The organism is Pseudorhodoferax sp. Leaf267 (assembly GCF_001422405.1).
GTDB lineage: Bacteria > Pseudomonadota > Gammaproteobacteria > Burkholderiales > Burkholderiaceae_C > Pseudorhodoferax.
The window spans coordinates 44643-65499 of sequence record NZ_LMMV01000006.1; the positions used below are offsets into that span (position 1 = coordinate 44643).

At 68.4% G+C, this 20857-nt stretch carries 22 protein-coding genes; 16 read left to right on the plus strand and 6 right to left on the minus strand.

Features of this window, described 5'->3' with window-relative positions; genetic code table 11:
- Positions 1-11 precede the first annotated feature (11 nt).
- Positions 12-188: a hypothetical protein gene (locus ASF43_RS30670; RefSeq protein WP_156373271.1), complete on the minus strand. Its 177-nt coding sequence runs from the start codon at positions 186-188 to the stop codon at positions 12-14.
- Between the two features lie 254 nt (positions 189-442).
- On the opposite strand from ASF43_RS30670, the gene ASF43_RS10740 reads away from it, so the two are divergent.
- A complete protein-coding gene (locus ASF43_RS10740; RefSeq protein WP_056180254.1) occupies positions 443-898 on the plus strand; it encodes a DUF192 domain-containing protein in 456 nt (151 codons plus the stop codon).
- Positions 899-976: 78 nt separating this feature from the next.
- Here the strand turns inward: ASF43_RS10740 and ASF43_RS30675 are convergent, their stop codons facing one another.
- Together ASF43_RS30675 and xseA are read right to left on the minus strand one after the other, a co-directional pair.
- A complete protein-coding gene (locus ASF43_RS30675) occupies positions 977-1558 on the minus strand; it encodes a superoxide dismutase (protein ID WP_056180257.1) in 582 nt (193 codons plus the stop codon).
- A gap of 63 nt (positions 1559-1621) precedes the next feature.
- On the minus strand, positions 1622-2920 hold the full coding sequence (gene xseA, locus ASF43_RS10750; protein ID WP_056180260.1) for an exodeoxyribonuclease VII large subunit: 1299 nt from the start codon (positions 2918-2920) through the stop codon (positions 1622-1624).
- 354 nt (positions 2921-3274) lie between these two features.
- On the opposite strand from xseA, the gene ASF43_RS10755 reads away from it, so the two are divergent.
- From ASF43_RS10755 to adk, 6 genes are all read left to right on the plus strand, one after another.
- Complete coding sequence (locus ASF43_RS10755; RefSeq protein ID WP_056180263.1) at positions 3275-3910, plus strand: MotA/TolQ/ExbB proton channel family protein; 636 nt, start codon at positions 3275-3277, stop codon at positions 3908-3910.
- On the plus strand, positions 3907-4335 hold the full coding sequence (locus ASF43_RS10760; protein ID WP_056180266.1) for a biopolymer transporter ExbD: 429 nt from the start codon (positions 3907-3909) through the stop codon (positions 4333-4335). The genes ASF43_RS10755 and ASF43_RS10760 overlap by 4 nt, the downstream gene beginning before the upstream one ends.
- Before the next feature lie 18 nt (positions 4336-4353).
- A complete protein-coding gene (lpxK, locus tag ASF43_RS10765) occupies positions 4354-5385 on the plus strand; it encodes a tetraacyldisaccharide 4'-kinase (protein WP_056180269.1) in 1032 nt (343 codons plus the stop codon).
- Entirely contained in the window at positions 5366-5548 is a 183-nt protein-coding gene (locus ASF43_RS10770) for a Trm112 family protein (RefSeq protein ID WP_056180272.1), read from the plus strand. The genes lpxK and ASF43_RS10770 overlap by 20 nt, the downstream gene beginning before the upstream one ends.
- Positions 5548-6300, plus strand: a complete 753-nt coding sequence (gene kdsB / locus ASF43_RS10775) for a 3-deoxy-manno-octulosonate cytidylyltransferase (protein WP_056180275.1) — start codon at positions 5548-5550, stop codon at positions 6298-6300. Before ASF43_RS10770 ends, kdsB begins: the two co-directional genes overlap by 1 nt.
- A 118-nt stretch (positions 6301-6418) precedes the next feature.
- Positions 6419-7075 carry an adenylate kinase gene (adk, locus tag ASF43_RS10780; protein ID WP_056180276.1) on the plus strand — a complete coding sequence of 219 codons (657 nt, stop codon included), beginning with the start codon at positions 6419-6421 and terminating at the stop codon, positions 7073-7075.
- Between the two features lie 34 nt (positions 7076-7109).
- Here adk and ASF43_RS10785 read toward each other — a convergent pair whose 3' ends face one another.
- Positions 7110-8069 carry an asparaginase gene (locus ASF43_RS10785; protein ID WP_056180279.1) on the minus strand — a complete coding sequence of 320 codons (960 nt, stop codon included), beginning with the start codon at positions 8067-8069 and terminating at the stop codon, positions 7110-7112.
- A gap of 76 nt (positions 8070-8145) precedes the next feature.
- Here ASF43_RS10785 and lexA point away from each other — a divergent pair, with 76 nt between their 5' ends.
- The 4 genes from lexA (at position 8146) to ASF43_RS10805 (ending at position 12154) form a co-directional block, all read left to right on the plus strand.
- Positions 8146-8832, plus strand: a complete 687-nt coding sequence (lexA, locus tag ASF43_RS10790; protein WP_056180282.1) for a transcriptional repressor LexA — start codon at positions 8146-8148, stop codon at positions 8830-8832.
- Between the two features lie 157 nt (positions 8833-8989).
- The gene (locus tag ASF43_RS29805) at positions 8990-9358 is read left to right on the plus strand and encodes a hypothetical protein (RefSeq protein WP_156373272.1); all 369 of its coding nucleotides are present in this window, start codon (positions 8990-8992) and stop codon (positions 9356-9358) included.
- Positions 9359-9675: 317 nt separating this feature from the next.
- Entirely contained in the window at positions 9676-10785 is a 1110-nt protein-coding gene (locus ASF43_RS10800) for a phosphatidylserine/phosphatidylglycerophosphate/cardiolipin synthase family protein (RefSeq protein ID WP_056180288.1), read from the plus strand.
- Between the two features lie 361 nt (positions 10786-11146).
- Positions 11147-12154 carry a D-2-hydroxyacid dehydrogenase family protein gene (locus ASF43_RS10805; protein WP_056180291.1) on the plus strand — a complete coding sequence of 336 codons (1008 nt, stop codon included), beginning with the start codon at positions 11147-11149 and terminating at the stop codon, positions 12152-12154.
- 9 nt (positions 12155-12163) lie between these two features.
- Here ASF43_RS10805 and ASF43_RS10810 read toward each other — a convergent pair whose 3' ends face one another.
- On the minus strand, positions 12164-14368 hold the full coding sequence (locus ASF43_RS10810) for a FimV family protein (RefSeq protein ID WP_156373273.1): 2205 nt from the start codon (positions 14366-14368) through the stop codon (positions 12164-12166).
- Between the two features lie 158 nt (positions 14369-14526).
- Between ASF43_RS10810 and ASF43_RS10815 the strand changes: the two genes are divergently transcribed.
- From ASF43_RS10815 to ASF43_RS10835, 5 genes are all read left to right on the plus strand, one after another.
- On the plus strand, positions 14527-16047 hold the full coding sequence (locus ASF43_RS10815) for a 3-hydroxyacyl-CoA dehydrogenase (protein WP_056180296.1): 1521 nt from the start codon (positions 14527-14529) through the stop codon (positions 16045-16047).
- A gap of 15 nt (positions 16048-16062) precedes the next feature.
- Positions 16063-16842 carry an oxepin-CoA hydrolase, alternative type gene (locus tag ASF43_RS10820; RefSeq protein WP_056180299.1) on the plus strand — a complete coding sequence of 260 codons (780 nt, stop codon included), beginning with the start codon at positions 16063-16065 and terminating at the stop codon, positions 16840-16842.
- A gap of 77 nt (positions 16843-16919) precedes the next feature.
- Positions 16920-17639, plus strand: a complete 720-nt coding sequence (locus ASF43_RS10825) for a Crp/Fnr family transcriptional regulator (protein ID WP_056180302.1) — start codon at positions 16920-16922, stop codon at positions 17637-17639.
- Positions 17640-17730: 91 nt separating this feature from the next.
- Entirely contained in the window at positions 17731-18816 is a 1086-nt protein-coding gene (locus ASF43_RS10830; RefSeq protein ID WP_056180305.1) for a phosphotransferase, read from the plus strand.
- 25 nt (positions 18817-18841) lie between these two features.
- A complete protein-coding gene (locus ASF43_RS10835) occupies positions 18842-20113 on the plus strand; it encodes an acyl-CoA dehydrogenase family protein (protein WP_056180308.1) in 1272 nt (423 codons plus the stop codon).
- On the opposite strand, the gene ASF43_RS10840 is transcribed toward ASF43_RS10835, so the two are convergent.
- Positions 20100-20804, minus strand: coding sequence for a hypothetical protein (locus ASF43_RS10840; protein ID WP_056180311.1), 705 nt, complete (start codon positions 20802-20804; stop codon positions 20100-20102). The genes ASF43_RS10835 and ASF43_RS10840 overlap by 14 nt on opposite strands.
- Positions 20805-20857 lie beyond the last annotated feature (53 nt).

Genomic DNA, 20857 nt, shown 5'->3' on the forward strand with positions numbered 1-20857 from the left:
GCTGTCCGTGGTCAGTGGATGCGCTTGCACAGGCGCTGGCGCGCGGCGTCCAGCGTGTCCTTCAGGGCCGGGTCCAGGTGAGGGCCAAGCTCGTCGAGCCGTGTGTACTCCAGCATGGCCAGGCAGGCCTTGCGCTGGGCGTCGGACCCGGCAGCGTCGCAACGACCCAGCTCGATGAGATGGCTCAAGAAGGTCTCCTCTCAAGAAGAGTGCGCGCCGATTTGAGCGCTTGCGGGTGCGACATGCAAGCACTGTTCGAAGACTTCGGTGACGGACACGTCTTGCTGCCGGCCGCAGTCGGGCCAAGCAAGGCGCGCCTGGCCAAGCAGAACCACGCACGTCGGCCCAGGCAGGCCGGGCGCACCGGGCGGTACGCTCCAGCTGTCCTGAACCTCCGGCCTGCCGTCACAATGGCGCTTTTCGCCCCTGCCCAACGACTCCTATGCGCCTGCTCCGCTCGCTCGCCTGCCTCGTTCTCGTCACCCTGTCCGGCCTGTCCGCGGCGCAGGACGGCCCCCAGCTCGACCTGCCCCGCACCACGTTGTCGGCGGGCATGCACCAGCTCGATGTGCAGCTGGCCATGACGCCGCTGCAGCGCCAGATCGGCCTGATGCACCGCAAGGAGATGCCGCAGCACGAAGGCATGCTGTTCGAGTTCGAACAGCCTGGCGTGCAGTGTTTCTGGATGAAGAACACGCTGCTGCCGCTGACCGCGGCTTTTGTCGACGATGCCGGCGTGATCGTGAACCTGGCCGACATGCGGCCGCTGGACGAGGCCTCGCACTGCTCGGCCAAGCCCGTGCGATTCGTGCTCGAGATGAACCAGGGCTGGTTCGCCAAGAAGAACATCAAGCCCGGCTTCAAGCTGACGGGCAAGCCGTTCGCGGCCGCACGCTGAGCGCATCGCCCGCCCAAAAAAATGCCCCGCATGGCGGGGCATTTTCAATTCGACCAGGCCGCTGCGGCGGCCGGCATGTCAGGCGAAGTTGGACTCGGCGAAGCCCCAGTTCACCAGCTTGTCGAGGAAGGTCTCGACGAACTTGGGACGCAGGTTGCGGTAGTCGATGTAGTAGGCGTGTTCCCAGACGTCGACGGTCAGCAGCGCCTTGTCGGCCGTGGTGAGCGGCGTGCCGGCCGCGCCGGTGTTCACGATGTCGACCGTACCGTCGGCCTTCTTGACGAGCCAGGTCCAGCCGGAACCGAAGTTGCCCACCGCAGACTTCACGAAGGCCTCCTTGAAGGCGGCGTAGCTGCCCCACTTGGCGTTGATGGCGTCGGCCAACGCGCCGGAAGGCTCACCGCCGCCGGCCGGCTTCATGCAGTTCCAGAAGAAGGTGTGGTTCCAGATCTGGGCGGCGTTGTTGTAGATGCCGCCGCTGGACTTCTTGACGATCTCCTCGAGCGTCATGCTCTCGAACTCGGTGCCCTTTTGCAGGTTGTTCAGGTTCACCACGTAGGCGTTGTGGTGCTTGCCGTGGTGGTATTCCAGCGTTTCCTGCGAATAGGCCGGTGCCAGGGCATCGATCGCGTAAGGCAAGGGAGGCAGCTTGTGTTCCATTTTTTTCCTCGTGAGGTGGGGGTGAAGAATGATGCTGTCGTGGGGGACGGGGCATTGTAGGAATTAAACGCGACGCGCCTGCTGCACGAGCAGATCAACCTCGCCATCCGCGAGGGTGGCGCGCAGCGAGTCCCCGGCCTGCACCTGGGCCACGCTGGAGACCGTCTTGCCCTGGCCATCGGCCAGCCAGGCATAGCCGCGGCGCAGCACGACGCGCGGGTCCAGCAGGTCGAGCACACGCTGCGACTGGGCGAGGGCCTCGTGCGCCTGCCGCACGCGGCTGTGCAGGCTGCCGGTCAGGCGCGGCTGCTGCAAGGCCAGTGCGGTGCGACGCTGCTGCAGCTGCGAGCGCAGCGCATGCGTCATCTGCTGCGCGCTGCGTGCCAGCCGCAGCTGTTGGCGGCCGACCAGTTGCGAGGGGCGGCCCAGCCGCGATGCGGCCTGGTCCAGCCGCTGCGCGCGCAGGTCGATGGCGCGGTCGGCCGCATCGCGCAGGCGATCGCCCATGCCCTGCAGCACCGACAGCCAGATCTCGCGCGGCTGCGCGACCAGCTCGGCCGCGGCCGTGGGCGTGGGCGCGCGCAGGTCGGCCACGAAATCGGCGATCGTGAAGTCGGTCTCGTGCCCCACGCCGCTGACCACGGGCACGGGGCTGCGCGCGATGCAGCGTGCGAGCTGTTCGTCGTTGAAGGCCCACAGGTCTTCGATCGAACCGCCACCGCGCACCAGCAGGATCACGTCGATGGCACGCGGCGCCGCCTGCGCGTACAGGCCGTCGAGCGCGCGCACCAGGTCGGCCGGCGCCTGCTCGCCCTGGACCAGCGCGGGCGCCAGCAGCACCGGCACATGCGGCAGGCGGCGGCGCAGCGCGCTGACCACGTCATGCAGCGCCGCAGCCTGCAGCGAGGTGACCACGCCGATGCCACGTGGCAGCGCCGGCAGCCTGCGCTTGCGTTCGGCGTCGAACAGGCCCTCGGCCTCGAGCCGGGCCTTGCGTTGCAAAAACTGCTCGAACAGCGCGCCCTGCCCGGCGCGCTGCAGGCTCTCCACGACGAGCTGCAGGTCGCCGCGCGCCTCGTACACACCAAGCCGGCCACGCAGTTCGACCAGGTCACCGTCGCGCGGCGAAAAATCGACCAGGGCGGCCGCGCGGCGGAACATGGCACAGCGGATCTGGCCTTGCGGGTCCTTGATCTGGAAGTAGCAATGCCCGCTGGAAGCGCGCGAAAAGCCCGAAATCTCGCCGCGGACCGCGACGGGATTGAAGCCGTGGTCCAGCGCCCCAGCAATGGCGCGGCATAGCGCGCCGACTTCCCAGATGGACGGCGCCAATCCTGGCCTCAGCACGTCGTGCAAGGGCATTGGCATGCTGCAGCACAGCATGCGAGGCCGCAATACTCCACAAGCGTGCGCCCTGGGCTGGTGCGCAGTCCACACAGCGTCCCAGAGCCAGCATTCACGTTGAAGATGGTTGATTTCATTGAATATTCTTGTGCCCGATTTTTAATCGAACTGACTTGAGCCCGCGCCAGTGCTGGCGATCAGCGCTTTGCACCAGAGTTCTTCACAAAGTTATCCACAGCAATTGTGGGTCTGCGCCGACGGCCGCTGACAGCGCAAAGCCGACGCCACGTGGGCCGGGATTGGCTCATAAGACCGCGCTGAAAAGGGCCTGGGCCATAATCCGCGACCTTTCCATCCGCACGGAGATTCGTGTTGTTTTCGATCATACAAGCCGCAGGTTGGCCCATCTGGCCCTTGATTGCATGCTCCATCCTGGCCCTGGCATTGATCATCGAACGCTTCATGAACCTCAACACGCGCAAGGTGGCTCCGCCCCAGTTGCTGGAGGAGGCCATCACCGTGTCGCAGCGCGCCGTGCCGGCGCCCGGCGTGGTGGCGCAGCTGGCGCAGAACTCGGCGCTCGGTGAGGTGCTGGCCAGCGGCATGCGCGCGCTGAACAGCAACCCGAACTGCAGCGAGGCGGACTTGCGCGCCGTCATCGAATCGGCCGGGCGCGGCGTGGCGCACCGGCTGGAGCGCTACCTCAGCGCACTGGCCACCATCGCGTCGGCCGCACCGCTGCTCGGCCTGCTGGGTACCGTGATCGGCATGATCGAGATCTTCGGCTCGCAGGCCGGCGCCACCAGCGGCGTCGGCGGCAACCCGGCGCAGCTGGCGCAGGGCATCTCGATTGCGCTGTACAACACGGCGTTCGGGCTCATCGTGGCCATCCCCTCGTTGATCTTCTGGCGGTACTTCCGCGCACGCGTCGATGGGTATCTGTTGACGCTGGAGACCTCGGCCGAGGCTTTTGCGCGCCACCTGAACGGCCTGCGCCGCAAGCCATGAACTTCCGGCACCGGAACCGGGACGAGCCCGAGATCAACCTGATCCCGTTCATCGACGTGCTGCTGGTGGTGCTGATCTTCCTGATGCTGTCCACCACCTACAGCAAATACGCCGAGCTGCAGATCCAGCTGCCGGTGGCCAATGCCGACCAGCAGCGCGACCGCCCGCGTGAGGTGGTGGTCGCGATCGCTGCCGACGGCCGCTACGCGGTCAACAAGCAGGCGATCGAAGGGCGCAGCGTCGAGCTGCTGTCGTTGGCGATGGTGGAGGCGGCCAAGCAGGCGCAAGATGCGATGGTGATCATCAGCGCCGACGCCAGCACGCCGCACCAGGCCGTCATCACGGCCATGGAAGCGGCCCGCCGATCCGGCCTGCACCAGATCACGTTCGCGACGCAGACGGCCGCCGGCGCCGGCGCGCGCTAGGCGGCGGGGCCACCCGGCATGCGCGCCTGGCTTGCGGCTGCGTTGCCGCAGCTGTGGCTGCGGCGCGGCTGGCCTGCCATGCTGCTGTGGCCGCTGTCGCTACTCTATGGCGCGGTCACCGCCCTGCGCCGCGCACTGTTCCGCACCGGCCTGTTGCGCAGCACGCGTCTGCCGGTGCCGGTCATCGTGGTCGGGAACGTCGTGGCCGGGGGCTCGGGCAAGACGCCCGTGGTCATGGCGCTGGTCCGGCATCTGCAAGCCGCGGGCTGGCAGGTCGGCGTGGTCTCGCGCGGCTACGGCCGCAGCACCACCGACTGCCGCGAGGTGCAGCCCGGCAGCCTGGCCGCGCAGGTCGGCGATGAGCCGGCCTTGATCCAGCGCATGTGCCAGGTCCCGGTGTTCGTCGCGGCACGGCGTGTCCAGGCGGGGCTGGCCCTGCTGGAGCGGCATCCGCAAACGCAGATCCTGGTCTGCGACGACGGCTTGCAGCACCTGCCCTTGCAGCGCGACGTGGAGGTCTGTGTCTTCGATGACCGCGGTCTCGGCAACGGCTGGCTGCTGCCGGCCGGGCCCTTGCGCGAACCTTGGCCGCGGCCGGCGGACATCGTGGTGCACACCGGCGAGCGGCCGGCCTTCGGCGGCTTTCGCGCCCGGCGCAGCCTGGGCGCTTTCGCGCAGCGCGCGGACGGCACACGGCTCGCCTTGCACAGCCTGGCCGACACGCCGGTGCTGGCCGTTGCCGGCATCGCACGGCCCGAGCGCTTCTTTGCGATGCTGCGCTCCGCCGGTGTCCGGCACCTCGTCGAGATGGGCCTGCCAGACCACCATGATTTCAGCAGCTGGCAGTCACCCGCGGGCGCGCCCAGCACCTGGCTTTGCACGGAAAAGGATGCCGTCAAGCTCTGGGACCGCCACCCCGAAGCCTGGGCCGTGCCGCTGGAACTCGCACTGGATCCCGGCCTGCTGCAGGACCTCGATGCGCGCCTGGCCGCGCAGGTACCATCCTCCCCTTCCCATTCACACATCCCCGATGGACAGCAAACTCCTTGAACTGCTGGTTTGCCCCGTGACCAAAGGGCCCCTGCAATACGACCGCGAGCGCCAGGAACTGGTCTCGCGCAGCGCCAGGCTGGCCTATCCCGTGCGCGACGGCATTCCCATCCTGCTGGAGCAGGAGGCACGCACCCTGAGCGACGAAGAATTGGGTCTTTGATGCGCCCGTTTACCGTCCTGATTCCCGCGCGGCTCGCGTCCACGCGTCTGCCCAACAAGCCGCTGGCTGCATTGGGCGATGCGCCTATGGTCGTGCGCGTTGCGCAGCGGGCGCAGCTGTCGCAGGCGCAACGCACCGTGGTCGCCTGCGACAGCCCCGAGATCGCCGCCGCCTGTGCGGCCCATGGCGTGGACGCCGTGCTCACGCGCAACGACCACCCTTCGGGCAGCGACCGCCTGGCCGAAGCCTGCGCACTGCTGGGCCTGGACGGGGACGACCTGGTGGTCAACGTGCAGGGCGACGAGCCCCTCATCGCACCGCGCTTGATCGACGCCGTGGCGCAGCTGCTCGAACAGCGGCCGCAGGCGAGCATGAGCACCGCCGCGCATCCCTTCGACAGCCTGGAAGACCTGCGCAATCCGAACGTGGTGAAAGTCGTGCTGGACGCACAGGACCACGCGCTGTACTTCAGCCGCGCGCCCATTCCCTGGTGGCGCGACGGCTCCGCGGCCGGCGGCGCAGCCCTTCCCGCGCCGGCCCCGTTGCGCCACATCGGCATCTATGGTTACCGCGCCGGTTTCCTGCGCCTGTTCCCCGCCTTGTCGCAGTCGCCAATCGAGCACATCGAGGCCCTCGAGCAATTGCGCGCGATGTGGCATGGCCACCGGATCGCTGTCCACGTCACCGACCAGGCACCCGGCCCTGGTGTCGACACGGCGCAGGATCTGGAACGGGTGCGGCGGCTGTTCTGACGAACTGTTGCATGGACTGAAACGTGACTTACTGCATGCTATTCTCGGGTGCATGAAGCACTGCGGCGGCCCGAGCCGCCAGCGGCGCCGCGAGCATTCACAACATCCGAGGACATCCATGAGACTGATTCTGTTGGGCGCGCCAGGCGCCGGCAAAGGCACGCAAGCCACTTTCATCTGCAAGCAGTTCGGGATTCCCCAGATCTCTACAGGTGACATGTTGCGCGCGGCCGTCAAGGCCGGCACGCCGCTGGGCCTGCAGGCCAAGTCGGTGATGGATTCAGGCGCCCTCGTCAGCGACGACATCATCATCGGCCTGGTGCAGGAACGCATCCGGCAGCCTGATTGCGCCAACGGCTTCCTGTTCGACGGCTTCCCGCGCACGATCCCGCAAGCCGACGCACTCAAGTCTGCAGGGGTGAAGCTGGACTATGTGCTGGAGATCGACGTCCCTTTCGACGCCATCATCGAACGCATGAGCGGCCGCCGCTCGCACCCGGCATCGGGACGCACCTACCACCTGAAGTTCAACCCGTCCAAGGTCGAAGGCGTGGACGACGTGACGGGTGAGCCCCTGGTGCAGCGCGAGGACGACCGCGAGGAGACCGTGGCCAAGCGCCTGGATGTCTACAGCGCCCAGACGCGGCCCTTGATCGACTACTACTCCCGCTGGGCCAAGGCCGACCCGGCCAACGCGCCCAAGTACCGTGCCATCAGCGGCACCGGTACGGTCGACGAGATCACCACGCGCGCCCTCGCGGCCCTCACGTCCTGACGCAGCCCCGGCCAAGCTGGGCTGGCGCGGCCCTTTACGCCATCAGCTCCAGCATCAGCTGGATGCGCGCCTTGACCGGTGACAGCGGCCCCGCATGCGGCAAGGCTCCTGCGGCCGCACCCATCACCCGACCCTGATCGCATCGGCTCGTGCGCAACACGCGCACGCCGGCCGCCTGCGCCTGGTGCAGCGCGGCCTCCAGTGCATGGTGCACGCTGCCATTGCCGGTGGCGGCGACCACCAGGCCCTGCACGCCGTCACGCACCAGCGCCTGGACCAGCGCGCCGCCGGCACCGGCGTGGCTGGTGACGATCTCCACGCGTGCCCAGGCCTCGGGCGTGACAGGCCATTGCCGCGGGGCACATGCGCGCGCCGCCTGCGGCCAGTCGCGCACCTGGCGCAAGGCACCCTCCTCCACGTAGCCGATCGGCCCGGCATCGCCTGAACCGAAGGCATCGAGCCGGTACGCGTGCACCTTGCGCACATCGGGCGCGCCGTGCACGACACCCGCACACACGGCGAGCACACCGCGGGCGCCTGCAGTGCTAGCAACCGCCATGGCATCGCGCAGGTTCTGCGGCCCATCCGGCATGGCGGCGTTGGCCGGCCGCATCGCGCAGGTCAGCACCACGGGCTTGGCTGGGGCCAAAGTCGCGTGCAGGAAGTACGCGGTTTCCTCCAGCGTATCGGTGCCATGCGTGATGACGATGCCCTGCACGCTGTCGTCGGCCAGCCAGTGTGCGCACCGCATGGCCAGCGCGCGCCAGACGCTGGCGTCCATGTCCTTGCTATCGATCTGCGCCACCTGCTCGGTCTGGATCGCATCTACAGAGCCAGACGAGACGCCCTGGAGTAATTGGGCGATGCCAACCTGCGCGGCCTGGTAACCCAGGTTGTCGCCAGCGGCGGCGGCCAGGCCGGCGATGGTTCCGCCGGTGCCAAGCACCACAATTTTGCGAGCCACTTGCTCACTGCTGCTATCGAATGCTTGCATGTGCTTAGAAACTGGTTAAAAATACAGATACTGGACGTTTCAACAGAAGTCCAGGGCCAGGCCACAAGGAGCTGCCATGACCGATGCACCGTCCACCCCCGTCAAGCTGACCGCGCGCCAGCAGCAGATCCTGGAACTGATCCAGTCTGCCATCGCCAACACCGGCGCGCCACCGACACGCGCGGAAATCGCCAGCGAGCTGGGGTTCAAGTCCGCCAACGCGGCCGAGGAGCATCTGCAGGCGCTGGCACGCAAGGGCGCGATCGAGCTGGTCAGCGGTACATCCCGCGGCATCCGTCTGCGTGGTGACATGCTGCGCTCCATCCACGAAAGCCGTGGCAAGCAGTTCCTGTTGCCGTTGCAGGAACTGGCCCAGCTGGCGCTGCCTTTGATCGGCCGTGTGGCTGCGGGATCGCCCATCCTGGCGCAGGAGCATGTGGACCAGACCTACTACGTCGAGAGCAGCCTGTTCCAGCACAAGCCCGATTACTTGCTGCGCGTGCGCGGCATGTCCATGCGCGACATCGGCATCATGGACGGCGACCTGCTGGCCGTGCGCGCCACCAAGGACGCCAAGAACGGCCAGATCGTGGTGGCCCGCATCGGCGACGACGTCACCGTCAAGCGCTACCGCCGCAACAAGGACACGGTCGAGCTGCATCCCGAGAACCCGGACTACCCCACGATCTACGTGGAGCCGGGCGAGCCGTTCGAGATCGAAGGTCTGGCCGTCGGCCTGATCCGCAACACCATGCTCATGTAGCACCCGGATCTTCGCGGCACCAGGTGGCGGGCGTTTGGCCGTGCGACAGCACGGCGACCCTGGCGCAGCGGAATCGTCAACCAATCCTGCCTGTGTTCACCCCTTCGCGGTGTTAGGAGTTCACATGGGAATCGCAATGTTGGCAGCAGCTCGCCTGGTGCAGGTCGTTCCGGTCTGGGTTGAGGAATGCAAGCCGTTCAAGGCCGGCAGGTGGGCCAATCGGGCAGGCAAGCCGGTGGCGCGCACGGCGGTGGACAGTCAGGCCGGTACGGTCTGGCCAGGCATGGCCAGGGTCGCGGGCAGCCTGCTGGCCAGGCTGGCGCAACGGCGGCAACGCACCGGCGCGCCCTTCCCGGTGCAGACGGCCGATCGCCCGGCCCACCCCAGGCCCCTGCGCGTGTTGCGCGTGCTGGAACCACAGCAGCCGCGCGCAGCCGCAGGCCGCATGGTGATTTCCGGTCGCATGGCCGATGTCTGCGCCGAGCTCGACCGGCTCGCCGCGGCCGAGGCGGCGAACCAACCCTAGGCACGGCTGTAAGGGGAACGGCGCGGGCAGCCTTGCGGCTGCGTCCTTTCGAGGAGCCTCTAAGATCGGTCTAGCTGCCGCGACGAGGGCCAAGGTGGTCGAGCTTGCGCGTCTGCCTCGATGTCTGGCGCAACGCTGTGTCGCCACCGGAGGATCACCCCTTGCCCACCAGTTCACCATGGTTGTACCTGTCAGTCGGCGTCTGCGTCTTGCTCGCTGCCGTGATCTGGTCGATCCGGCGGCATCGCGCACCCACCCTGCGCGTGGAATGCCAAAGCCCGATTGACCGCCTTGCGCCTTCCGTTGCAGGCCTGACCTTGGGCACGGCGCTGGGCGGCAACCGCGTGCAGGTGCTGGAGAACGGCGCGTTTTTCGACGCGCTGCTGGAAAGCATCGCGAGCGCCCGACACACGGTGCATTTCGAGACATTCTTGTGGAAGCAGGGCGTGCTGGGCCAACGCGTCGCCGATGCCATGTCGGCCCAGGCCCGGGCCGGCCGCAAGGTGCGTGTGATGCTGGACGCCGATGGATCGAAGGACGCCGGCAAGGAAGTGATCGCCCAGATGCGCACGGCCGGTTGCAGGGTGGAGTTCTTCCACAAACGCGCCTTCGTGAACATCGGCGTGCTGAACGACCGCACCCACCGCAAGATGCTCATCGTCGACGGCCGCGAGGCCTTCGTCGGCGGCCATTGCATCGTGGACACCTGGCTCGGCGATGCCCAGGACAAAGAGCACTTCGCCGACCTGAGCGTGCGGCTGCACGGCCCCATCGTCAACAGCATCCAGAGCGCGTTCAGCGAGAACTGGGGCGGCCACACCGGCGAGCTGTTCCTGGGCGACGACGTGTTTCCGCGCCTGGAGCCGGCCGGCGACATCGTGATCCATGCGGCGTTTGCGAAGCCGCACCGCTCGGCGCCAGCCGTGAAGATCCTGCACCACGCCGTCATCTGCCTGGCGCGGCGCCGCATCTGGATCCAGAACCCGTATTTCATCCCCGAGCCCGAAGCCATCGACGCCTTCGGCGCGGCCGTGCGGCGCGGCGTGGACGTGCGGGTGCTCATGCCTTCCACGGCAGGGTCGGACAACCCCATGGTGCAGCACGCCGGCCATCGCAACTTCGAGAAGCTGCTGAAATGCGGCGTGCGGCTGTTCGAATACCCGCACACGCTGCTGCACCAGAAGGTCATGACGATCGATGGCTGCTGGAGCGCGATCGGCTCAAGCAATTTCGACGACCGCTCATTCGAGACCAATGACGAGATCACGCTGGCCATCACGGACGAACAGACCGCCGGACAGCTGGACGCCGTGTTCGAGAAGTACGTGGCGCGGGCTCAGGAGATCGACTTGCACGCATGGCAGCACCGCGGCACATGGCACAAGCTCAAGGACAACGTTGCCTACCTGTTCAACGAAGTGCTGTGAGCGAGGTTTCGGCGGGCGTGTAGCTTTGGGGTGCACCGGCCTTCAGCCTTGCATTTCGCGAACACCGTCTGCAGCACGGGCGGGGCCGATCCACCGGCTTGCAACGCCTCCCATGACGCGCCAGTGATGCGTGCCGGCGTTGCTCGCCGGATCTGGGCCGGCGCAAGCCTGTACGACAATGCGCCCACCGGGCCCCAGCCTGGCGGCGCGCGCACCCCGAATTGCGCAGGCGACACCAGGCCCAGGGGCACATCCAGTTAAGGCGTCAGGCCGCACAATCGGACAGCACATCCCAAATGAATCGACCAGCTTGCGGAGAAAGCTCCACACAGACCCCTCACATGCAAACGGCGGGGCACGTATGAACATCGTGATTCTCGATGACTACCAGGACGCCGTCCGCAAGCTCGACTGCGCCGTCAAGCTCGAACCCTATGCCGCCAAGGTCTACACCAATACCGTGAAGGGCCTGGGCCAACTGTCCGTGCGGCTGCGCGATGCCGACGTGATCGTGCTGATCCGTGAACGCACGCATCTGAACCGGCAGGTGATCGAGAAGCTGCCCAAGCTCAAGCTGATCGCCCAGACTGGCCGGGTCGGCTCGCATGTGGATGTAGCCGCCTGCACGGAGCGCGGCGTCGCCGTGGCCGAGGGCGTGGGCTCACCAGTGGCGCCTGCCGAGTTGACCTGGGCCTTGATCATGGCCGCCACGAAGCGGCTGCCGCAGTACATCGGCAACCTCAAGCATGGCGCCTGGCAGCAGTCCGGCATGAAGACCGCCTCGATGCCGCCGAACTTCGGCCTGGGCACGGTGCTGCGCGAGCGCACCATGGGCATCTTCGGCTACGGCCGCATCGGCCAGATCGTGAGCACCTACGCGCGCGCCTTCGGCATGCGCGTGCTGGTCTGGGGCCGGGCCGGCTCCTGCGAACGCGCGCGGGCCGACGGCCACCAGGTTGCCGCCAGCCAGGAAGAGCTGTTCGCCAACAGCGATGTGTTGTCCCTGCACCTGCGCCTGAACGAGGAGACACGCGGCATCGTGACGCTGGAAGACCTGTCGCGCATGAAGCCCACGGCGCTGCTGGTGAACACCTCGCGTGCCGAGCTGATCGAGCCCGATGCGTTGCTGGCCGGCCTGAACCGCGGCCGCCCGGGCATGGCTGCGGTCGACGTGTTCGAGAGCGAGCCCATCCTGCAAGGCCATGCGCTGCTGCGCCTGGAGAACTGCATCTGCACGCCCCACATCGGCTATGTGGAACTGCAGAGCTACGAGATGTACTTCAACGCCGCGTTCGACAACGTGCTGAACTTCATCAAGGGCACGCCGACCAACATCGTCAACCCCGGCGCGCTGCAGGTCAGGCGCTGAGGGCCCCGGTCAGCGCGTCGACTTGGGCGCGATGCGCGCCTCGGTGCCGGGGTCGAACAGGTCGAAGTCGACCAGGCCGCTGTCCACCACCGGCTTGTTGCTTCCCGCATCAGGAGGCGCCGGCATGGGTGCCAGTGCCGGCGTTTGCGCATCGGGTGGCGGCAGCGTGGCGGGGCCGCTTTCCATGTCAAGCAGTTGCAGATCGATGTCCAGGCCCAGATCGATGTCCAGTTCTGGCAGGGGCACCTCGCGCGGCGCGGGCGTGGCGTCCATGGGTGCCAGGTTGGTCGTCGACAGGTCGAGGTCCAGCACCAGGCCGTGGTCGTAGTTCGGCGAGGACAGTGGCGCGGGCCCGGAATCCAGCTCCAGCGCCGCCGGCGCCACCGAAGCGGCAGCCAGCCCGGCGCCGGCCGGCGTCAGGGAGGCCGTGAAGTCCGGTCGCGTCAGCCGCCGGGGCTGGAAGGCCGAGTCTTGCGCCAGGCCGGTACGCCAGGTGGGGTTGCCGGTGGAGTCCGGCGCCACGCCGTCCTCGCCGGTGCGCAGCACGGTCTTGGCGATTGCATAGAGCAGCAGCAGGTCGCGGAAGGCGGCCAGGTCCAGCGGGCGCCCCGTGTCTTCCGGGTGGCGGAAGATGTTCGCCTCGATGGTGTCCAGCACGCGGGTTTCGCCCCAGGCGGTCTCGATGCTCATCAGCGGCACCGGGTAATCCTCCAGGCCCAGGCCCTCGTCCGCGAAGGCGGCGAAGTTCGGAACGCGGCCGTTGAACGTGCGTTGGAACTCTTCGCGCAGCGCGTTGTATTCGCCCTGCCGGCCCAGCGTGTGGTAGATCTTGAACAGCTCGAGGAAGGCCAGCGGGCTCATCTCGGCCTGCTCTTCGATGTGCTTCTTGAGCACCTCGATCGCCTGGTCGTACTGGCCCAGCGACACGAAGAAATCGGCATGCTGCTGCACGTCGAAGAATTCTTCGGGGTTGATGCTGCGCGACGGGGGCGCCGGCGCAGGCACCGCGCCCTCTGAAGCGCCAGCCTCCACAGGCACCGGCCGCGCCGCCTGGGCAGCGGTGACGGGCGCACCCAGGCCAGCGGCCGTGGCCCATTTGTCCAGGCCTGCACCGGCGGGCGTCGGAGGCCGCTCCTGTTGCACCTCGACGGGCTCGGGGGGAATCGAAGACGGGGAGAAGTCGGCGCTGCGCGAGGGCCGGACGACGACAGACGCAGGCTCCTGCACCCAGTTCGCAGCCGCCAGTGCGTTCCTGCGTGCGCGGTGCCAGAAGTACGCGGCCGCGGCGATGGTCAGCAGCAGCAACGCCAGCAGGCCGTAGACCAATGCGATGTCGACGCGGTTGTTGTCGGCCTCGTCCAGCCGGCGTTCCGCGCGTTCCAGGCGGGCGCGCAGGTCGCGTTCGGACTTGTCGCGCGCATCCTGCGCGGCCTTGGCCTGCGCTTCCATGGCCAGCATGCGGTCGATGACCTGCATGTCGCCGGGCTGCGCGTTGAGCGCGCGCCAGGCGTTGACGGCTTGCGCACGTTCCGGCGGGTTTTCGGCCGGCGGTCCGGCCAGGGCGGTGATGCTGCGCAGCGGCGCGTCCAGCGTGAGGCGCGGTCGGCCCTCGGTCGGTGCAGCGGCCACGGCCGGCTCCGCCGCCTTGGCAGGTGCCTCGGCCTTGGGTGCTGCAGGCCGGGGCGCTGCGGCCACGGCGCGCGGTGCAGGCCGCTGGGCAGGTGGCCGTGCCTGCGCCGGCCTCGGGGCCGCAGCGGGAGCGCGCACAACCGCCGGTGGCGCGGCCGCGGCAGGCCGCGGCGCCGGTGCGGGGGCCGGCACGGGCAACGGTGTCGGTGCGACCGGCGCCGTCGCAGCGGAATCGGGCGCGGCGAACGGCACAGACGCGGGCGCCTCGGTGGGCCGGGCCACCGGCACCTGGGCGGCGACCAGTTCGGCCGGGTATTCGGGCAGGAAATCGTAGCGGCGCTCACCGCGCTGGCCGCACAGGGCATGCAGGACGACGCCGATCACGGGCTCGTCGACCACGGCGCTGGAGCGGATGCGGATCACTGCGTCCTGCGACCCGGCGCCCGGTGCCTGAACGATGATGCGGACCCGGCTGGCCTCGACGGCGGCATCGCCATGGAACACGTCGGCGCGGAAACACTGCGCGACGGCATCGTCGGGGCTGTCGACACGGACTTCGACCGCCAGACTCAGAGGCTGGCCCAAAACCACAGCGCCGCGCGCCCGACCCAGGCTCAGCGCTGAACTACCGAAGGCCGCACCGAGCAACGTGACGCCAACCAGCTTGTTTCGTAGTTTCACTGTACTTTTTTACAAACTATTAGCACACCATACCATTAGAAATGACGGGCGATAATCGATTCATGAACAAGACATATGCGGTCGTCGGCGTCGTGGGCGCCGGCGCCATGGGCCGCGGAATCGCGCAAATTGCAGCACAAGCGGGTAGCACCGTCAAACTCTTCGACGTGCAAGCGGGGGCGGCTGCCACGGCACGCGCCGCAGTGTTGTTGCAGTGGGACAAACTGCACGAGAAAGGGCGTCTCGACGCGGCAGAGCTTGCCAGCCGGCGCGCGTTGCTCGCCGAAGCCGGGGCCTTGTCCGCACTGGCGGACTGCGATCTGGTGATCGAGGCGGTCGTTGAGAAGCTGGATGTGAAGCAAGCGCTTTTTGCAGAACTTGAAACAATCGTGCGGCCAGACACGGTTTTGGCCAGCAACACGTCCTCGCTCTCCATCACCGCGATCGCAGCGCGGCTGCAGCGCCCGCAGCGCTTCGCCGGCTACCACTTCTTCAACCCTGTGCCGCTCATGAAGGTGGTCGAAGTCATCGGCGGTTTGAAGACCGACCCGGCGGTCTGCGACGGGCTGCAACGCTACGCGCGCGACATGGGACACACGCCGGTGCTCGCGCAGGACACGCCCGGCTTCATCGTCAACCATGCCGGCCGCGCCTACGGCACTGAGGCGCTGCGCATCGTCGGCGAGGGCGTGGCCGACTTCGCCACCGTCGACCGCATCCTGAAGGACCAAGTCGGCTTCAAGCTCGGCCCGTTCGAGCTCATGGACCTGACGGCACTGGACGTGTCGCACCCGGTCATGGAATCGGTCTACCGCCAGTACTACGACGAGCCGCGCTACCGGCCCAGCGTGATCACGGCCCAGCGGCTGGCCGGCGGTGTGGTCGGCAAGAAGGTCGGCGAAGGGTTCTACCGTTACCACGACGGCGTGGCCCAGGTGCCGGGCGAGCCCGTGGCGCCGCAGGTTGCCGACATCCCGCCGGTGTGGGTGTCGCCGCGTGCGGCGCGGCGGGCCGAGCTGTTGCAGTTGCTCAAGGACCTGGGCGCGCGAATCGAGACCGGCGTCTCGCCCTCCCCCCAGGCGCTGACCGTGGTCTCGCCCCTGGGCTTCGACGTGACGACAGTGGCCGTCGTCGAGCGGCTGGACCCGGCCCGCACCATCGGCATCGACATGCTGGTCGACGACGCCAGCACCAGGCGCCGGGTGCTGGCCACCAACCCGGCCACCCGCATCGACATGCGCGAGGCGGCGCACGCCCTCTTCGCGCGCGACGGCAAGGCGGTCAGCGTGGTGCGCGACAGCGGCGGCTTCGTCACGCAGCGCGTGGTGGCGGCCATCGTCAACATCGCCTCCGACATCTGCCAGCAGCGCATCTGCACGCCACGCGACCTGGAGCTGGCCGTGACGCTGGGCCTGGGCTACCCGCTCGGCCCGCTGGCCATGGGCGACCGCTACGGCCCGGCCAATGTGCTGGAGGTGCTGTTCAACATGCAGACCGTCTACGGCGACCCGCGCTACCGCCCCAGCCCCTGGCTGCGCCGGCGCGGCGCCATCGGACTGTCGCTGTCGCACGAAGAGCTTTGAGAAGCTGACCCCGCCATGTCCGCCGCCCTCCTCAGCACCAGCCATGGCCAGACCCTGGTGCTCACGCTGTCCAACCCCGAGCAGCGCAATGCGCTGGGGCCGGACATCTACGCCGCCGGCATCGAGGCGCTGAACGTCGCCGAATCCAGCCCGGAGGTGCGCAGCGTGGTCATCACGGGCGCGGGCGCGCTGTTCAGCGTGGGCGCCGACCTGCAGCGCCTGCAGGCCAGCCGGCGCGAGCCGGCCGCGCACCAGGTGCAAGACACCGAGGGCCTGCACAGCTGGATCGAGTCCATCCACACCTTTCCCAAGCCCGTGATCGCCGCCGTCGAGGGTGCAGCGGCGGGCTCGGCCTTCTCGCTGGTCCTGGCCTGCGACCTTGTGGTCGCGGCCAGCAACGCCGTGTTCGTCATGGCGCACAGCACGGTCGGCCTGTCGCCCGACGGCGGGGCCAGCTGGAGCCTGGCGCACGCGCTGCCACGCCAGCTGGCCGCGGAGCTGCTGATGCTGGGCGAGCGCATCGCCGCCGAGCGCCTGCATGTGCTGGGCCTGGTGAACCGCATCGCCGCACCGGGCGCGGCATTGGCCGAAGCGTTGGCACTGGCCGACCGCCTGAACGCGCGCGCGCCCAACGCGCTGGCCAGCATCAAGGAGCTGTTGGGCGAGGCCGGCGCCGCGACGCTGCCGGCCCAACTCAACCACGAGCGCGACCATTTCGTCGCCAACCTGCACCAGGCCAACGCCGGCATCGGCATGGCCGCGTTCCTGGACAAGACCACGCCGCGCTACAGCTAGGCGCGGATCCGCTCCCCGCCGCGCACGACAATGCGCCCGTCGCGCACCCTTGCGCGCAGTCACCCAAACGACAGCCCATGGACGAACCCATTCTTACCATTGCGGAGCGCGAGGCCATCAACGCCGGGCGCTGGTTCTCAACCCTCTCGCCCTCCCTGCGGCACGACATTCTTCGATGCGCCTACGTCAAGCGGTACAAGGACGGCGAACTGATCGCCGCGCGCGGCGACCCGCCGGAAGAATGGATCGCCTGCGCCAAGGGCGCGGCCCGCGTCAGCTCCACCTCGCTGTCGGGCAAGCAGATCACGCTGACCTATGTGGAGCCGGGCATCTGGTTCGGCGACGTGGCCATCTTCGACGGCGACCGGCGCACGCACGACACCTACGCGCATGGCGAGACCACCATCCTGTGCGTGGCACGTGCCGATTTCCGCAAGATCCTGGCCACGCATGCCGAGCTGTACGAAGCCTTGCTCTGGCTGCAGGCGCGCCGCATCCGGCTGCTGTTCGGCCTGGTGGAAGACCTGAACACCCTGCCCCTGCGCGCGCGGCTGGCCAAGCAGCTGCTGCACCTGGTGCGCAGCTATGGCGTGCCCAGCCTGGACGACCCCGACGAAGTGCGCATCAGCCTGCAGCTGGCGCAGGAGGAACTGGCCCAGCTGCTCGGCGCCTCGCGCCAGCGCGTGAACCAGGAACTCAAGGCCATGGAGCGCGACCAGGCCATCCGCATCACGCCCGCCGGGCTCACCGTACGCGACCGTGATGCACTCATGCGCATCGTCGAGGCGGACCGATGACCTGACCACCCGGCGCGGCTGCGCCATGCTCGACAGCGCAGGCCGCGCCTGATCCCACAGCACCCCGAAGACATCCCAAGGAGACAAGCACATGAGCGAGTACGAGCATTTCGTCGGCACCAAGGAAGTCAGCGGCCAGCACGCGTTCGACACGGCCAGGCTCGCAGATTGGCTGGGCCGCCACCTGCCCGGCTTCGCCGGCCCGTTGACGGTGGAGATGTTCAAGGGCGGGCAGTCCAACCCCACCTACAAGCTCGTGACGCCGGGCCAGAGCTACGTGATGCGGTCCAAGCCCGGCCCGGTCGCCAAGCTGCTGCCGTCCGCCCATGCGATCGAGCGCGAGTTCGCCGTCATGGGCGGGCTGGCCGGCACCGACGTGCCCGTGCCGGCGATGCACTGCCTGTGCGACGACGAGTCCGTCATCGGCCGCGCCTTCTACGTCATGGAGTTCAAGCAGGGCCGCGTGATCTGGGACCAGTCCCTGCCCGGCATGGCGCCCGCCGAGCGCGCTGCGATCTACGACGAGATGAACCGCGTGATCGCCGCGCTGCACAGCGTGCCCTACGCCGAGCGCGGCCTGGCGAACTACGGCAAGCCCGGCAACTACTTCGAGCGCCAGATCGGCCGCTGGAGCAAGCAGTACGCCGCCTCCGTCACGCAGCCGATCCCGGCCATGGACGCGCTCATCGCCTGGCTGCCGCAAAACATTCCCGACAGTGCGCGCGACGCATCGCTCACGCGCATCGTGCACGGCGACTACCGGCTGGACAACATCATGTTCCACGCCACCGAACCGCGCGCCATCGCCGTGCTGGACTGGGAGCTGTCCACGCTGGGGCATCCGCTGGCCGACTTCAGCTACCACTGCATGTCCTGGCACATCTCGCCCGGCCAGTTCCGCGGCATCGCGGGGCTGGACCTGCCGGCGCTCGGCATCCCCGCCGAGGCCGACTACATCGCGCGCTACTGCGAGCGCACCGGCTTCACGACGCCCGAGGCGCTGGCCCGCGACTGGAACTTCTACCTGGCCTACAACATGTTCCGCCTGGCCGCCATCCTGCAGGGAATCGCCAAGCGGGCCGAATCGGGCACGGCCTCCAGCGAGCAGGCCAAGCGCTCGGGCGCCGGCGCCAGGCCGCTGGCCGAGATGGCCTGGGCCTACGCGCAGCGGGCCTGAACCGCAACACCACCGGAGACAAACCATGGATTTCGACTACTCGGCCAAGACCCAGGAACTGCAGGCGCGCGTGCAGCGCTTCATGGACGACCACATCTACCCGGCCGAAGCCACCTACGCCGCCGAGCTGGCCGCCAACACCGCCGCCGGCAAGCGCTGGACGCCGCTGCAGGTCATCGAGGACCTGAAGGCCAAGGCGCGCCGACAGGACCTGTGGAACCTGTTCCTGCCGGTCGACAGCGCCGAGCTCTCGGGCTACAGGGGCGCGGGCCTCACCAACCAAGAATACGCGCCGCTGGCCGAGATCATGGGCCGCGTGCCATGGGCGTCCGAGGTCTTCAACTGCTCGGCGCCCGACACCGGCAACATGGAGACCATCGCGCGCTACGGCAGCGACGAAAACCGCGCGCGCTGGTTGAAGCCCCTGCTCGAAGGCCAGATCCGCTCGGCCTTCGCCATGACCGAGCCAGATGTGGCGTCCAGCGACGCCACCAACGTCGCGACCCGCATCGAGCGCGATGGCGACGAGTACGTGATCAACGGCCGCAAGTGGTGGATCTCCGGCGCGGGCGACCCGCGCTGCGCCATCTACATCACCATGGGCAAGAGCGACCCGGACGCGCCGCGCCATTCGCAGCAGAGCATGATCCTCGTGCCCGCCGACACGCCCGGCGTGAAGGTGCTGCGCCCGCTCAACGTGATGGGCTATGACGACGCGCCGCACGGCCACATGGAGATGGTGTTCGAGAACGTGCGCGTGCCGGCCGACAACATGCTGCTGGGCCAGGGCCGCGGCTTCGAGATCGCCCAGGGCCGGCTCGGCCCGGGCCGCATCCACCACTGCATGCGCCTGATCGGCCTGGCCGAGCGCGCGCTGGAACTCATGTGCAGGCGCGCATCCTCGCGCGTGGCTTTCGGCAAGACCGTGGCCGCGCAGACCGTCACGCAGGAGCGCATCGCCGAGGCGCGCTGCAAGATCGACATGGCGCGGCTGCTCACGCTCAAGACCGCCTGGCTCATGGACAAGGCCGGCAACAAGATCGCCAAGAACGAGATCGCGATGATCAAGGTGGTGGCCCCCAGCATGGCCTGCCAGGTCATCGACTGGGCCATGCAGGTGCATGGCGGCGGCGGCATGAGCGACGACTTCCCGCTGGCGATGGCCTATGCGCACGCGCGCACGCTGCGCTTTGCCGACGGCCCGGACGAGGTGCACCGCAACGCCATCGCCAAGATCGAGCTCGGCCGGTACTCGGACCGGCCGCAGCAGCACGACATGCCGGTCACGCGCTTCTGAGCGGCGCCGGGCCCGTGGGCCGCGCGCAGCCTGCCAGTGCCGTGGCGCTGGCCACGGCCAGCACCTGCAGCACGTGCTGCAGGGTCGGCAGATCGTCCGGCACGAAGGCCATGCGCAGGTACAGCTTGCCGCGCTGCAGCTGTAGCAGCAACGGCGGCACGTCGTCTGCCGCCACCGGCCAGCCAAGCAAGGCCTGCATCAGTTCGGGCTTGACCCAGGCCTGCGCATGCGCCCGCGCATCGGCCACGATCGCATAGCGCGGCCAGAACGCCGCCACCGCGCCGCGCTCCCAGCCCACCTCGTCGAACATGGCGAGCCAGCGCACTTCCTCGGGCATGTTGGCGTCCAGCGTGGTGCGCACGCGCCCCGTGTAGTCGGCATAGGCCTCGTGCTCCAGCGCGTCGCGCAGGCTGCGGCTGATCACCATCACCGAGACCTCGGGCGCGATGTCCAGCTCCACGCGCGCGCGCAGCTCGCTGCCCACGATGTAGGCGCGCGAGGGCAACGTGCGGTCCATGCGGAAGGGCTTGCCGGCCAATTGGCCCGTCAGCGAGAAATGCGGCGTGCGACCCTGGTGCACCACCTCGAAACCCGACGCCCGGGCCCAGCGCTGCAGCGGCGTGGCAGGCCCGACAGCCAGCGGCGGCGCTTCTCCGCGCGCGGTCAGGACCTTTCTCAGACGTTCGAACATCGGCTCTGGATTTCCCCTAAAGTTGCCCACTTCACAGCAGCCGCCACCCGTGC